The organism is Mycobacterium sp. E2238, assembly GCF_001672665.1.
In the GTDB taxonomy this organism is placed as follows: domain Bacteria; phylum Actinomycetota; class Actinomycetes; order Mycobacteriales; family Mycobacteriaceae; genus Mycobacterium.
In genome coordinates this window covers 40323-55869 of the sequence record NZ_LZKF01000033.1, presented here as the reverse complement: position 1 = coordinate 55869, position 15547 = coordinate 40323, and the positions used below count along the sequence as shown (strand labels likewise).

At 69.1% G+C, this 15547-nt stretch carries 6 protein-coding genes; all 6 read left to right on the top strand.

The features are described from left to right. The coding region (locus tag A5711_RS02915; RefSeq protein WP_156744747.1) for an MMPL family transporter at positions 1–394 on the top strand (394 nt) is incomplete at its 5' end. Positions 395–398: 4 nt separating this feature from the next. Further along, positions 399–920, top strand: coding sequence for a GNAT family N-acetyltransferase (locus A5711_RS02910; RefSeq protein ID WP_067943900.1), 522 nt, complete (start codon positions 399–401; stop codon positions 918–920). A 324-nt stretch (positions 921–1244) separates the two neighbouring features. After that, complete coding sequence (locus A5711_RS02905; protein WP_067943898.1) at positions 1245–2288, top strand: FtsX-like permease family protein; 1044 nt, start codon at positions 1245–1247, stop codon at positions 2286–2288. 2 nt (positions 2289–2290) lie between these two features. Beyond that, positions 2291–3382 carry an ATP-binding cassette domain-containing protein gene (locus A5711_RS02900; protein ID WP_082975634.1) on the top strand — a complete coding sequence of 364 codons (1092 nt, stop codon included), beginning with the start codon at positions 2291–2293 and terminating at the stop codon, positions 3380–3382. Beyond that, complete coding sequence (locus A5711_RS02895; RefSeq protein ID WP_067943896.1) at positions 3379–10224, top strand: type I polyketide synthase; 6846 nt, start codon at positions 3379–3381, stop codon at positions 10222–10224. Before A5711_RS02900 ends, A5711_RS02895 begins: the two co-directional genes overlap by 4 nt. After that, positions 10217–15547, top strand: a complete 5331-nt coding sequence (locus tag A5711_RS02890; protein WP_067943894.1) for a non-ribosomal peptide synthetase — start codon at positions 10217–10219, stop codon at positions 15545–15547. The genes A5711_RS02895 and A5711_RS02890 overlap by 8 nt, the downstream gene beginning before the upstream one ends.

The following is a 15547-nucleotide window of genomic DNA, read 5'->3' as shown; positions in this document are numbered from 1 at the left end:
CTGCATCGCGTTCGGATTGTCCATGGACTATGAGGTGTTCCTGCTGTCCCGCATCCGCGAGTACTGGCTGGCGTCGAACCGCACGCGAGTCGACAACGACGAGAGCATCGCGCTGGGCGTCGCGCGAACGGGCCGGATCATCACGGCGGCAGCGCTGTTGATGTCGATCTCGTTCGCCGCGCTCACTTCCGCGGAGGTTTCGTTCATGCGGATGTTCGGCGTCGGTCTGACTCTCGCCGTGTTGGTCGACGCAACGTTGGTGCGCGTGCTGCTCGTTCCGGCCTTCATGCACGTCTGCGGCGGCCTGAACTGGTGGGCGCCCGCATCGCTGGCACGGCTCCGCCGGCGGGAGGACGCCCGAAGGGAATGTGTCGCGGTCAGAGGCGTTGGATGATCACGTGGCGTACCAATCAAGCCCGCCGGCCGCGAGTCACCAGCTGCGGTTCGTGTCGGCGACCCACGACGAACCGCTGGCGCGGCCACTGCTGGCCGAGCTGGCCGACGAGTACGCGCAGCGCTACGGCGGCACGCCCAGCACTCACCTGTCCTGGTTGCCCGTGCCCGAGGCCGAGTTGGCCCCGCCAGACGGCGGATTGCTGATCGGCGTGCTGGACGGCGTGCCCGTCACCGGCGGGGCATTCCGGCGCTATGACGCCGAAACCGCCGAGCTGAAGCGGATCTGGACCGACCGCGCCCATCGGCGCCGCGGGTACGCGCGGGTGCTGTTGGCGGCGCTGGAGGCGGAGACGGCCGCGCGCGGGTACCGCAGGCTCTACCTGATCACCGGCAACCGGCAACCCGAGGCCGAGGCGCTGTACGACGCGACCGGGTACACCCGGGTGCCCGCCGACCCGCTGCCGTCCTGGGGGCCGTTCGTCCCGATCGCGTTCGAGAAGTGGCTGGTTCCCGACGGCCAATGAGGTCGTGGATATCTGTGCGTCCCCACCGTGCCTTATTAGGCGCGCGGCTAATTGCACGCACCGTATTAGGTCATTGCGCTTATAGCCGCATTTCCCCCGATCGCGCGCCGTGCCGAATTGGTGCCTAAGCACCGTCTGACCTGCGGGAACGGCGCGGCGAAGGCGAATCCGGCCTGCCGGAAAAGCGGGGCGTAGGTCCGTCCGATCAAGGCCCTTCGGCTCTACGCGGTGCGCCGGCTCCCGGGCGAAGCTTGCTGGGAAAAGTAGATCGGAGGTCAAGCCGTGTGGGCTATTGATGGCTTGCAAGAGCGGCTGCGGACGCCGATGTTGATTACCGCCATTCGCGACGTGCAATGGCGGCGGCGGCGGTTCATCATCGCGGCCGTCGGCACCGGGATGGTATTCGCGATGACGCTCATCATCACCGGGCTGATGATCGGTACCCGGGTGGAGGCCGAGCGCCTGGTCGACTCGATCGGCATCGACCACTACCTCATCAAGGCGGGCGCGGTCGGACCCTTCATCGGTTCATCGAGGTTCCCGCAGGCGGAAGCCGAAGACGTCGCCCAGCTTCCCGGCGTCCAATCGGCGATCCCGGTGGTCTACGGCAACACGATCCTGCAAGACCGGCGCCTACCGGAAAACCTGAACGTCTACGGCCTGCCCGAGCAGGAGATGCCACCGATAGCGGCGGGGCGGGCACCGTCGAGCCCCGACGAGGTCGCCATGTCGACCACGCTGAAGCGATCCATCGGCGACAACGTCGAGGTGGGATCGCAGGTGCTGCGGATCGTCGGGCTGGTCAACAAGTCCACCACGCTCGCGGGCCAGCCCAATGCGTTTGTGACCGTCGCGACGGCGCAGCGGTTGATGTTTTCCGCCCAGCACGTGATCTCGGCAATCGGCTTGCGCGGCGTGCCCGCACAGGTGCCCGCCGGCTATCGCGTCGTGGATCGCGGCGCCGCGATCGATGACATGATCCGCCCGCTGCACATGGCCCGGCTGGCGATGTCGTACCTGGTGATCCTGCTGTGGGCGGTGGCCGCGTCGATCGTGGGATCGCTGATCTACCTGTCCGCGCTGGAACGCACCCGGGACTTCGCGGTGTTCAAGGCCCTCGGTGTCGCCACCCAGTCGGTGCTCGCCGGGCTCATGCTCCAGGCGGTGCTCGTAGCGGTGGTCGCGGCGATGCTGGGCGGACTGCTGGCCGTGCTGCTCGGCCCGCTGTTTCCGATGCTCGTGGTGGTGACCCCCTCGGCCTTCCTGTCGCTGGTGGGGACCGCGGTGGGGGTCGGCCTGCTGGCGAGCCTGGCGGGATTGCGGCGCGCGGTCGCGATCGACCCGGTAATGGCGTTCGGGGCCGGATAGTCATGGGCGACTTGCGCATCAAGGATCTCGTCGTCGAATACTCCAACGGCGGCGAGCCGAACCGCGTCATCGACGGGCTGAACCTGGAGGTCGCGGCGGGATCACTGGTAATCCTGTTGGGCCCCAGCGGATGCGGGAAGACCACCTTGCTGTCGTGCATCGGCGGCATCCTCAGTCCGACCAGCGGGCGCGTCCAGGTCGGCGACACCGACGTCACCACGCTGGACCGCCGCAGGCTGACCACCTACCGGCGCCGCACCGTGGGCATCGTCTTCCAGTCGTTCAACCTGGTGGCAAGCCTTTCCGCGGTGGAGAACGTTGCGGTGCCACTCTGGGCGGCGGGCTGGTCACGGCGGGCGGCGCGCAAACGCGCCAAGGAATTGCTGGCCCGCGCCGGGCTGCAGGACCGCATGACGCACCGGCCCGCTGACCTCAGCGGCGGCGAGCGCGAACGGGTGGCGGTGGCCCGCGCGATCGCGTTGGACCCCCCGCTGATCTTGGCCGACGAACCCACGGCCCACCTCGACTATGCCCGCGCGGAAGGGGTGCTGCGGCTGCTCAGGGAGTTGGCCAGCGGTGAGCGCATCGTCGTGGTCGCCACCCATGACACCCGGATCCTGCCGTTCGCCGACCGCGTGGTCAGGCTGATGCCGGATGGGCCCACGACCGAATCCGAGCCCGAAATGCTGCGCCTGGCAAGCGGTTCGGTGTTGTTCGAGCAGGGCAGCATGGGTGACCTCATCTACGTCGTCGCCGAGGGCGAACTGGAAGTCGTGCGCGAATCGGGCGACGGGACAAAGGAACTGGTCAAGGTCGCCACCCCCGGCGAGTACGTCGGGGAGCTCGGGCCGTTGTTCCGGATGGCCCGTTCGGCGACGGTACGGGCACGCACCGACGCGGTCGTCACCGGCTACACCGTCGAGCAATTCCGCGTACTGCTCGAGAGCTACACCGAAGGCATCCTGACGCGACCTAAAAGCACCGCGGAACACGGAAATACCAACCACAACCACTCACTCCTCGATGGGGTGACGCACATGTCACGGTTCGGCGAACAAGTCGCCGCTCCGGGGCCGACAGAGGGAACGAGATGAGCACCGCCGACAGGCCCCACGCCGAGCACGCAGAAACACCGGATGACGTGTCGTCGCTCATGGCGCCGACGCTGGTCGGACAACTGCGGCACCGGGCCGAACGCTATGGGGACAAGGTTGCGTTCACCTACTCTCGCGACGGCGAGGAAACCGACGTCACCAAGCTGACCTATCGCGAACTGGACAGCAGGGCAAAGCGGATCGCGGCCAACCTGCAGCGCCAGGGCGCCGCGGGCGAGCGCGTCCTGGTCCTCTGCCCGCCGGGCCTGGATTTCATCGCCGGCTTGTTCGGGTGCCTCTACGCGGGGGCGATCGCCGTTCCGGTGCACCCGCCGGCGCGCGAGCACCTGGTCCCACGCGTCGCCTCCATCGTCGCGGACGCCAAACCGCGCTTCGCTCTGTCGAACTCAGAGATGCAAGCGCGAATCAAGGCGACGGTGGACGGTCTGGTCAAGGGGCAGCCGTTGCGCTGGTTCGTCACCGACACGGGGGGCGACGAGGCGCAGTGGGTTCCGCCCGACATCGACGGCGGCACAATCGCGATGATCCAGTACACCTCGGGTTCCACGGCCGCACCGAAAGGTGTTGTGCTGTCTCACGGCAACCTCGTTCACAACCTGGAGACCATCCGCCAGTCGTGGAAGTCGGGATTCGACCGGGACGCATGCGGTGTCTTCTGGCTGCCGCCCTACCACGACATGGGTCTCATCGGCGGCGTCCTGGAGACCATTTATGTCGGCGGTAACTCGATCCTCATGCCGCCGAACGCGTTCATCAAGCGTCCGATGCGGTGGCTCGAGGCGATATCCCGGCACCGCGCCATGATCACCGCCGCCCCGAACTTCGCCTACGACCTGTGCATCGAACTCAGTACCCCTGAGGAGCGTGCCGCGCTCGATCTGTCCAACTGGGCGACGGCCATGTGCGGCGCCGAGCCGGTGCGTCCGTCGACCATGCAGGGCTTCGCCGAGGCGTTCGCCCCGGCGGGCTTTCGGCCGGAGGCGTTCGAACCGGTCTACGGGCTGGCGGAGGCGACGCTGCTGGTGTCCGGTGGGTCGGACTCCCCGGTCCCGGTGGTTCTGCACATAGACCGCGCGGCGCTGGGCGAGCGGCGGGTCGTCGAGATCGCGACGGAAGAGCCGAGCGCCTTGACGTTGGTCGGCTGCGGCCGGCCCCAGGGTGGCCAGGAGGTCATCATCGTCAACCCCGAGACCCGGCGGCCGTGCGGGCCCGACGAGGTCGGTGAGATCTGGGTGGCCGGACCGGGCGTGGCGCAGGGTTACTGGGGGAAGCCGGAAGAGACGGAAGAGGCACTGCGCGCGCATCTTTCGGACAGCGGCCGGGGCCCGTTCCTTCGCACCGGGGACCTCGGGTTCCTCCGCTCCGGAGAGTTGTTCGTGACAGGTCGCGTCAAGGATCTGATCATCATTCGCGGCACCAATCACTATCCCGAAGACATCGAGCTCACCGTGCAGGCCTGCCACCCTGCGCTGATGCGCGGCCGGGGTGCGGTCTTCTCGGTCGCGGCCGGAGCGGATGCCCCCGAACGGCTCGTCGTCGTGCAGGAGGTGAGCGGCTATCGCCTCGGCGACGCCGAACTGAGCCAGATCGTCGACACCATCCGGACCGCGATCACCGAACAGCATGAGATCCAGGCGGACACCGTTGTTCTGGTGGACCCGTTGCGGATTCCCACCACGTCCAGCGGCAAGATCCAGCGGTCCGCCTGCCGGCAGCAGTTCCTCGACGGCCAGTTCGAGCCGGTCGCCGAATGGCGCGCACCGCGGCCCGACATCCACCCGGTGACCGCCGCGCCGAATTCGGCCGGGCGCACCGTGAAGGAGATCCGGGAATGGTTGATCGCCCAGCTCGCCAGTGAACTCGGCATTCCCCAAACGGACATCGACCCGTCCATGCCGTTCGCCTACTACGGGCTCGATTCGGTCCGTGCCGTCCGGCTGACCGGCGCTCTGGAAACCTGGCTCGGATGCGAACTTTCGCCCACCATCGCCTACGAACACCCGTCGATCGACCTGCTCTCCCGCCATCTGGGCGGCAAGGGCACCGCGGTCGACCGCACCGCCGCAACCGTCGGTGAGAGTGGCCCGCCCGCAGCGGACGAGCCCATCGCCATCATCGGCATCGGGTGCCGTTTTCCGGGCGCCGACGGGCCGGCGGCCTTCTGGCGCGAGCTGTCGGAAGGCGTGGACGCGATCAGCGAGGTCCCGCCGGACCGCTGGGACGCGGATGCCTTCTACAACCCGGATCCGTCCGTCCCGGGCACCTCGGTCACCCGACGCGCCGGATTCCTGCCCGAGGTCGACGAGTTCGACTTCCAGTTCTTCGGCATCTCGCCCCGGGAATCGGCGCAGATGGATCCGCAGCAGCGGCTGATCCTCGAGGTGGCTTGGGAGGCATTGGAAGACGCCGGGCAGGTGCCGGAGCGGCTGGCCGGCAGCGACACCGGTGTGTTCGTCGGCATCGCGACCACCGACTACGCGAACCTGCGCGGCAACCAGATGCAGCTTGTCGACGCCTACACGGGCACCGGAAACGCGTTGAGCATCGCCGCCAACCGGCTGTCCTACTTCTACGACTTCCACGGGCCGAGCATGGCGATCGACACCGCCTGCTCGTCGTCGTTGGTCGCGGTCCACCTGGCGTGCCGCAGCCTGCGCGACGGCGAGTGCTCGGTCGCGCTCGCCGGAGGAGTGAACGTCATCCTGTCGCCTGCGCTGATGATCAACTTCAGCAAGTCCAAGGTGATGGCGCCCGACGGCCGCTGCAAGACGTTCGATGCCGGCGCGGACGGGTACGTGCGCGGTGAAGGCGCCGGGATGGTCGTCCTGAAGCCGCTCAGCCGGGCGCTGGCCGACAACGACCCGATCTACGCGGTGATCCGCGGCACCGCGATCAATCAAGACGGCCGGACCAACGGGCTGATCGCGCCCAACCGGCGAGCGCAGGAAGCCGTGGTGGCCGCGGCCTACCGCCGCGCCGGTATTTCCCCGGGCACCGCCCAATACGTCGAGGCGCACGGCACCGGAACGTTCCTGGGCGACGCGATGGAGGCGAACGCGCTGGGCACGGTGCTGGCGGAGGGCCGTCCGCCGGGCAGCCAATGCCTGGTCGGCTCGGTCAAGACCAACATCGGGCACCTGGAGGCGGCGGCCGGGGTGGCCGGGCTGATCAAGGTGGCATTGGCGTTGCAGCACAAGGAGATTCCGCCGAGCCTGAACTTCGCCGAACCCAACCCGGAGATTCCCTTCGACAGCCTGCCGGTGCGGGTGGCGACAACGCTGACCCCGTGGCCGAAAAACGGTGGGCGCGCGGTTGCGAGCGTCAGCTCGTTCGGCATGGGCGGCACCAACGCGCACGCCGTGCTCACCGAGGCCCCGCAGGCCCGGGCCGCCACGGCCGAGCGCGGCACGGCGCCGGATCGAGCCGAGTTGTTGCCGATATCAGCGCGGTCCCCCGAGGCCCTGGTCGCGCTGGCCGATCGGTACGAGTCGGCGCTGGCGTCCGGGGTGGCGCTCGCCGACCTCTGCTATACGGCCGGCGTGCGTCGCGGCCACTACGACCATCGGTTGTCCGTCGTCGCCGACACGCCGGCCGCGATGTCGGAGACCCTCGACGCCTACCGGCACGGGCAGTCACGGCAGGGGTTCGCCGTCGGGCAGTGCCGTCCCGGCCAGCGACCCAGGGTGGTCTTCGCCTTCCCCGGCCAGGGCTCCCAGTGGCACGGCATGGGGCGGCGACTGCAGGCCGAGGAGCCCGTGTTCCGCGACGCCTTGGCGGCGTGCGACCGCGCGCTCAAGCCCCACCTGGGACATTCCATCGTTCAGCTGATGGCCAAGGACGAGGAAATCACCGACATCAGCCTGATCCAGCCGGCGATCTTCGCCATGCAGGTCGCGCTGGCCGCCCTATGGCGCTCCTGGGGGGTTGAGCCGACCGCGGTGGTCGGGCACAGCATGGGTGAGGTTGCCGCGGCGCACGTCGCCGGTGCGCTGAGCCTCGAAGACGCCGCACGGGTGATCCGGTTCCGCTCACTGATGCTCCGAACCGTGCGCGGCCGCGGAACCATGATGGCCGCGGAACTCAGCCCCGCCGAAGCCCAGGAGCTCATCGCCGGCCAGGAAAGCAAGGTCTCGGTCGCCGCCAGCAACAGCTACCGATCGACGGTGTTGTCCGGGGATCAAAAGGTTTTGGCCAAGCTGATGGAGGTGCTGCAGCAGCGCGACCGGTTCTGCCGATGGGTCGACGTCGACGTGGCCGCCCACAGCCCGCAGATGGACCCGTTGGTTCCCGCTGTGCGCGGCGGGCTCGTCGGACTGCGGCCGACCGCACCGGCGATTCCCATCTACTCGACGGTGACCGGCGACCTGCTCACCGACCGCCTGGCCGACCCGGACTATTGGGCGGAGAACCTTCGCTCGCCCGTGCATTTCTCGCAGGCGCTGCGTCGGCTGCTGGAGGGCGGCCACGACGCGGTCGTCGAGATCAGCCCGCACCCAGTCCTGCTGAACTCGATCCGGGAGGACGCCCAGGACCTCGGGGTCAGTTGCGCCGCGCTGCCGTCGATGCGGCGTGACGACGGGGGGCGGGGGACCGCACTGTCGTCGCTCGGCACCCTCTACACCCTCGGTCAGCCGGTCACCTGGGAGGCGGTGTACCCCCCGGGCAGCCACTACGTGACCGCGCCGACCTACCCGTGGCAGCGGGTCCACTCCTGGTTGGACGTCGGGGCTATCACCCCGAACGGCACCGGCCCGCTACCGCGGGCCGCCGGTGCGACCGAGGGCGCGGGCTTGCGCGACCGGATGTATAAGCTGCGCTGGCAACCCGCCTCCAGTCCGGCGGACCGGGACGGGTCGAGCCGGCCGGACGAAGCCGGCAGCTGGCTCATCTTCAGCGACGGCGCGGCCGCCGCGGACACCCTCCGGAAACACCTCGAATCGCATTCTCAGCGGTGCGTCCTGGTCCAGCCGGCACCGGCCGGCGGAGGCTTCGAGCGTCTCACCCCGGACAGTTACCTCCTCGACCCCGCGCAGCCCGAACACTTCACACAGCTGCTCCAAGACGCCTTCACCGACGACCGGCCGCCGTGCCGCGGGGTGGTGCACATGTGGGACCTGCTGGCCGCACCGCCGGCCGACACGTCGCTCGAATCCCTGGATGCGGCAACCACTTTGGGCCCGTTGAGCGTCGTGCATCTGGTGCAGGCGCTGGCGCGGGCCGGTTGGTCGGCGACGCCGCGGCTGTGGCTGGTGACGCGGGGGGCGCAGGTGACCGATGCGGCCTCGGCGACCGAAGCCGTGTCGATCGCGCAGGCCCCGGTGTGGGGCATGGCCCGCACGATCGACCACGAGCATCCGGAACTCGGCTGCACCTGTGTCGACCTGTCCACCGACGGCGGCCCGGAAGAAGTGGACTCCCTGTTCCGGGAGGTGTGGGCCGATGAGCACGACGGCGACGTGGCGCTGCGGGGCGGCCACCGCTATGTCGAACGACTGACCCGCTACGACGAGCCGGAACCGTCCGAGACCGCGTCCTTCAAGGAAGACGCCACCTATCTGGTCACCGGCGGGCTCGGTGCGCTGGGACTCGTGGTGGCCAAGTGGATGGCCGAGCACGGCGCCCGGCACCTGGTCCTGATGGGACGTGGCGGCGCCTCGACGGAGGCGCAGGAGACGCTCGACGCCCTGCGCGCGGCGGGCACCGAGGTGACCATCGCAAAGGGCGACGTCGCCAAGGCCGACGACGTCGCGGCCATGCTGGAATCGATCGCCGAGTCGATGCCGCCGCTGCGTGGGGTGGTGCACGCGGCGGGGATCGCCGACGACGCCATTCTGCTGTGCCTCGACGAGGCGAAGCTGCGCGAGGTCATGGCGCCCAAGGTTCAGGGCGCCTGGAACCTGCACGCGCTGACCAAGGACGCCGACCTGGACCTGTTCGTGCTGTTCTCGTCGGCCTCGTCCCTGCTGGGTCCGCCCGGGGCGGCCAACTACGCGGCGGCGAACGCCTTCCTGGACGCGCTGGCGTGGCACCGGCGTGCCGAAGGCCGGCCGGCGTTGAGCGTGAACTGGGGGCCATGGGCCGGGCTCGGTTTCTTCACTCGGTCCGAGCTGCAGGACTACTTCGCGCAGTACGGCGTCGAGGCCATGTCCGCGGCCGACAGCCTCCGGGCGTTGTCGTCGTTGCTGGAGCGGTCGGCCACGCAGGCCGTGGTTCTCGACATCGACTGGGCGGTCTGGCAACCCGACTTGCAGCCGCCGCTGCTCGCGGAACTCGGAATCGCGCCCTCGCCCGACAAGCCGCAGGCGGAGCCCGCGCCCGGGCCGGGGGCCGGTCTGCTCGAAGCGCTGCAGGGCGCGACGCCGGAGGAGCGCCAACGGCTGCTGGAGACGTACCTGTCCGAGCTCGCCGCCGGCAAACTCGGTCTGACACCGGCGAACCTGGACAAACAGACACCGCTGAACACCCTCGGCGTCGACTCGCTCATCACGCTGGAGCTGCGCATGCAGGTCGAACGCGACCTGGGCCTCGTCGTGCCGGTCACCCGGCTGCTGGAGGGGCCCAGCGTGGCCAGCCTCGCCGAATGGCTGCGCGAACATCTGCCGGAGCAAGCGACCGGCGCACCCACCACGCACGAGGCGGTGCCGCGGCAGGCCACCCCGGAGCCAACGGTCCACCAGCACGCCGACGGCGCGCCGTCGGGCGGCATCGACCTGCTGACCCGGGTGCCGGAGCTCTCCGACGCCGCCGTGGACGAACTGCTCCAAAAGGTGTTGGACGAACGGGGCGCCGAACTCGCGGTGAAGGACGGCGGCGATGACTGACAAGCCGGTCGACATATCCGGTCTGTCCCCGGAGAAGAAGCGCGCGCTGCTCGCCCAGCTGCTGATGGAGAAAGCCGAACAGTCGGCCTCGGTGCATCCACAGTCGTACGGCCAGCGATCGATGTGGTTCATTCACAAGCTCGCACCGGCAAGCGCCGCCTACAACGTCACGTATGCCGGGAGGATCCGCGGCGAACTCGACGTCCCGGCGCTGGAACGCGCGGCGCAGGCGCTCGTCGACCGGCATCCCGCGCTACGGACCACCTACGCCGAGCGCGAAGGGCAGCCGGTCCAACTCGTTCATCCGCAATGGCCGGTGCGCATCGCCAGGGGCCGCCTCGGCCCGGGTGAGCCCGAGGTCGACGAGTGGATTCGCCGCGAGACCGACACCCCCTTCGACCTCTACACCGGCCCAGTGCTGCGGCTGACGCTGCTCGAGCGCACACCCGAGGAACATGTGTTGCTGTTGGGCTTGCACCACATCGCGGTCGACTTCTGGTCCATCGACATCATCCTCGACGAACTGCGCCTGCTGTACGCCGCCGAGCACGGCGCCGCCGCGCCTCCGCCACCCGCGGAAAGCTTCGTCGACTACGCCGAGCAGCAGGCCCAGATGCTCGCGGGTCCCGAGGGCGAGGACCTCTGGGCCTACTGGCGGGATCAGTTGGCCGGCGAACTGCCGGTCCTCCAATTGCCCACCGACCGGCCGCGACCCGCCGTCCAGACCTACGCGGGCACCGTGCACCGGTTCACCGTCGACCCCACCGTGACGACGGGAATCATCCAACTGGGCCGCAAGGTCGGCGCGACGCCCTACATGACGCTGCTGGCGGCCTATGCCACGTTGCTGCACCGCTACAGCGGCCAGGGCCACCTGGTGATCGGCTCGCCTTTCGCCTGCCGCGACCGGGTCGCGCTGGAGGGGCTGGTCGGCTACCTCACCAATCCGGTGGCCCTGCGCGCGGACCTGCACGACGACCCGACGTTCATGACCCTGCTCGGCCGCGTCAAGGACACCGTGCAGGGCGCCCTCGAACACCAGGACTACCCCTTCGCGCTGCTCGTCGAGCGGCTTCGGCCGCCGCGCGACCCGAGCCGCACGCCACTGTTCGGAGTCTCGTTCGCCTGGGAGCAGACGCGCCGCTTCACCGACGACCCCGTTCCGGAACACGGCGGGCTTCCGCTCGAGACACTTCATGTCGGGCAGGGCGGCGCGCCGTTCGACCTGATGATGGAGGTCGGCGAACACGACGGAAAGCTCTCCGGCGTACTGCAGTACAACACCGACCTTTTCGACGCCGCCACCATCGAGCGGCTGGCCGGCCACTTCGCCACCCTCCTCGGCGGCATCGTCGCCGACCCGGACCGGCCGGTCTCCCAGCTGCCGCTGCTCACCGAAGCGGAGCTCCGCCAGCAGGCCGCCTGGAACCAAACCGAGGTCGACTACCCGTATTCCGAGGCTCCGGCCTGCCTGCACGAGATGGTCGCCGCGACGGTCGCGCGGACCCCGGACGCCGTCGCGGTGACGTATGACGACCGCGAATTGACCTATGCGGAACTCGACCGCCGCGCCAACGGCCTGGCCCACCGGCTGCGCGAGCTCGGCGTGGGACCCGAGACGGTAGTGCCCGTCCTGCTGGACCGCTCCGAGGACCTGGTTGTGGCCGTGCTCGGCGTCCTCAAGGCCGGGGGCGCCTTCATGCCGCTGGACTCCGCGCAGCCCGCCGGGCGCATGGCCGCGATGCTGGACGACGTACCGGACGCACCGGTTTGTGTCACCCACCGCGCCAACCTGGTGCACCTGCCGCCGGGCTTCACCGGTCACCGGCTCTGCCTGGACGAACCGTCGGCGCCGTCGGGCGAGGACACCGCCCCGGCGTGCGAGACGACGCCGGCCAACCTCGCCTACGTCATCCACACCTCGGGTTCGACGGGTAAGCCGAAGGGAACGCTCAACACCCACGCCGGTATCCGTAACCGGCTGCTGTGGATGCAGGACGCCTACCGGCTGACCGCCGACGACCGGGTGCTGCACAAGACACCGGTGAGCTTCGACCCGTCCGTCTGGGAGCTGTTCTGGCCCCTGATCGTCGGGGCCAGGGTGGTCATCGCCAAACCCGAGGGCCACAAGGATGCCGCGTACCTGGTTCGGACCATCGTCGAACAGCGCGTCACCACAATGCATTTCGTGCCCTCGATGTTGCGCCGCTTCCTCGCCGAGCCCGGGGTGGCCGCGTGCACCGCACTGCGCCGGGTGATCTGCAGCGGCGAAGCGCTGCCCTATGACCTGCGCGACCACTTCATGGCCACGCTGAACGCCGAGCTCTACAACCTCTACGGGCCCACCGAGGCGGCGATCGACGTCACCGCATTCCACTGCGAGCGAGGCGAATCCGGCACGCTGGTGCCGATCGGGCGACCGATCGCCAACATCCGCGCCTACATCCTGGACGCGCACCTGCAACCGGTGCCGATCGGTGTGCCCGGCGAGCTGTACATCGGCGGCGTGGGGCTCGGCCGCGGCTACCTCAACCGGCCGGATCTGACGGCCGCCATCTTCGTGGCCGACCCGTTCGGCGGCGATACCGCGCACCCCGGCCAGCGGCTCTACCGCACGGGCGACCTGACCAGGTATCTGCCCGACGGCAACATCGACTACCTGGGCCGCATCGACTTCCAGGTCAAGATCCACGGCTTCCGGATCGAGCCGGGCGAGATCGAGGCCGCGCTGGGCCAACACCCCGCGGTGGCCGAGAACGCGGTGGTGATCAGAACCGACAGCCGCGGAAACCCCATCCTCGTCGCGCATGTCGTGCCGGCCGGCGGCGCCGCTCCGTCGACAGCGGAGTTGCGCCGGTTCCTGCTCGACCTGCTGCCGGCCGCCATGATGCCCGCGGTCTTCGAGGTGACGGACGCGTTGCCGCTGACGTCGAGCGGAAAGGTGGACCGCAAGTCGTTGATGGCGGCCGACAGGGCATCCGGGCCGCAGGAGCCGGCGTTCGTCGCTCCGCGCACGCCCACCGAACAGCTGCTGGCCGAAATCTGGTGCGACGTATTGGACCTGGAACGCGTCGGTGTCAACGACGACTTCTTCGCCCTCGGTGGTGCCTCCACCCAGAGCCTGGAGGTGGCGGTGCGGGCGAACGCGGCGGGCCTGCCGCTGCGGCCGGAGTCGATGTTCGTCTACGGCACGATCGCCGAGCTCGCCGCCGAATACGGTCCGCTCGCCGGCGAGGGAACTCCGCAGCCCGAAGCCCCCGCCGAGGCGGTCGTCACGGCGCCGGCCCCGGACCAACCGGTGCAGGCCGCGCCCGAAGAAAAGCGGAACACGGTCATCGAAAGCATTGGCGTATACCTTCCCTCGCGCACCGTGTCGACAAAGACGGTTATGGCCGAGTGCGCCAACGAGATTCGGATACCGCTGGAACGCCTGACCGGCATCAAGAACCGGCGGGTGGTCGGCGAGGACGAGTTCTCGATCGACCTCGCCAGAAAGGCCGCGGATGACTGCCTGTCCCGGTCCAGCTATCGGCCCGAGGAGATCGACCTGGTCATCGCCTGCAACATCTCCCGGCGCGACGGACTCGGGCACCGGTTCACCTTCGAGCCCAGCACCGCAACGCGGCTGCGCGACCAATGCGGCCTGGTCAACGCGCTGGCCTTCGACATCAGCAACGCGTGCGCCGGAATGTTCACCGGCATCAGCATCGCCGACGCCTTCCTGCAGACCGGACTGATCCGCAGCGCCCTGGTGGTCAGCGGCGAATACATCAGCCACCTGTGCGAGACCGCCCAACAGGAGATCGAGGGGCCGATGGATCCGCGCATCGCGTGCCTGACCCTCGGCGACGCCGGCGCGGCGGTGGTCCTCGAGCGCGGGCCGAACAACCAGGTCGGCTTCCACGACATCGACATGGCCACCCTCAGCCGCTACAGCAAGCTGTGCATCGCGAAGATGGCGGACGGCCCGCATGGCGGTGCCATCATGTTCACCGACTCCGTCACGCAGACCGCGATCGCGGTCAAGCACGCGGTGCCCTACGTCGCCGCGGTGATGCAACGACACGGCTGGCGGCCGGAGACCACCGACCACCTGGTGATGCACCAGACGTCCGAGGCGTCGCTCAACGACGCGGTCGTCGCCATCAACCAGCTGTTCGGGGACGGCGCCGCCCACCGGGGCAACACCGTCTACAACATCGCGGAGCGGGGAAACACCGCCACCACGACCCACATGGTCGCGCTGTACGACTACATCCTGAGCAATCGGATCAATTCCGGTGACAATGTGGTCTTTTCGATCACCGGCTCCGGGCAGACCGTCGGCGCGGCGCTGTATACCTTCGACGACCTGCCCGACCGCATGCGCCGGGGCGCCGCCGGCCGGCACACACAAGCCATGCCGACCGACGGCAACCACAGAGCGGTACCGGCGATGCCACGCGTGCGCATCGAGGGCATCGGTCTCGCCCCGGCCGACCAACCGGCTTCCCCCAGCTCGATCCGGCTCGCGGTGCAGGCCGCGGAGGCGTGCCTCGACCGCAGCGGCATCGATCGGACCGCGCTGGGGCTGATCATCAATTCCGGCATCTACCGCGACGACTTCCTCAGCGAACCGGCGGTCGCCGCGCTCGTCGCCGGCGAACTCGACATCAACGGGGACGTGGACTCCCCGGACGGGCCCAAGACCTTTGCCTTAGACGTCCTCAACGGCGCGGTCGGCTTCCTCAACGCCTGCCAGGTCGCCGCGGGGATGATCGGGGCGGGCAAGGCGGAGCACGCGATGGTGGTGGCCTCGGAGATCGAGAACAACAGCCCCGACAGCGGCTATCCGCAACGTGGCATCAGCCAGACGGGCTCGGCGGTGCTGTTGCGCAGGAGCGACGGCCCGGAAGGCTTCGGCCGCTTCGTGTTTCAGCATCACCCGGAGTACAGCGGGGCCTTGGCCACCTACACCCAGCAGCGGGACGGGCGCGCCGGCCTGCAGGTGGAGCGGGATCCCAACCTCGCCGCGATCTACCTGAGTTGTATTCCCGACGCCGCCAAGGAACTTCTGGCCCTCGAGGGACTCAACCCCGGCGACATCGCGGCGGTGCTCCCGCCGTATCTGTCCAAGGAGGCGCTCGACGAACTGGCCGCCCAGCTCGGGATCCCGAGATCGAGGTTCGTCGACCTCGCCGCCGACAGCGACCCGTTCACCTCCTCCGTGCCGTTCGGGCTGGAGCAGGCCCGCACGCAGGGGCTGGCACGACCGGGCGACATCGCGTTGATAATCACCGCCGGCTCGGGTGTCGAGATCGGCTGCACCACTTACCGGTTCTGA

What these genes read in the sequence shown, in the direction of transcription:
- A5711_RS02905 (WP_067943898.1), top strand. Translation starts at nt 1,245, where the DNA reads ATGTTGATTACCGCCATTCGCGACGTGCAATGGCGGCGGCGGCGGTTC.
- A5711_RS02895 (WP_067943896.1), top strand. Translation starts at nt 3,379, where the DNA reads ATGAGCACCGCCGACAGGCCCCACGCCGAGCACGCAGAAACACCGGAT.
- A5711_RS02900 (WP_082975634.1), top strand. Translation starts at nt 2,291, where the DNA reads ATGGGCGACTTGCGCATCAAGGATCTCGTCGTCGAATACTCCAACGGC.
- A5711_RS02890 (WP_067943894.1), top strand. Translation starts at nt 10,217, where the DNA reads ATGACTGACAAGCCGGTCGACATATCCGGTCTGTCCCCGGAGAAGAAG.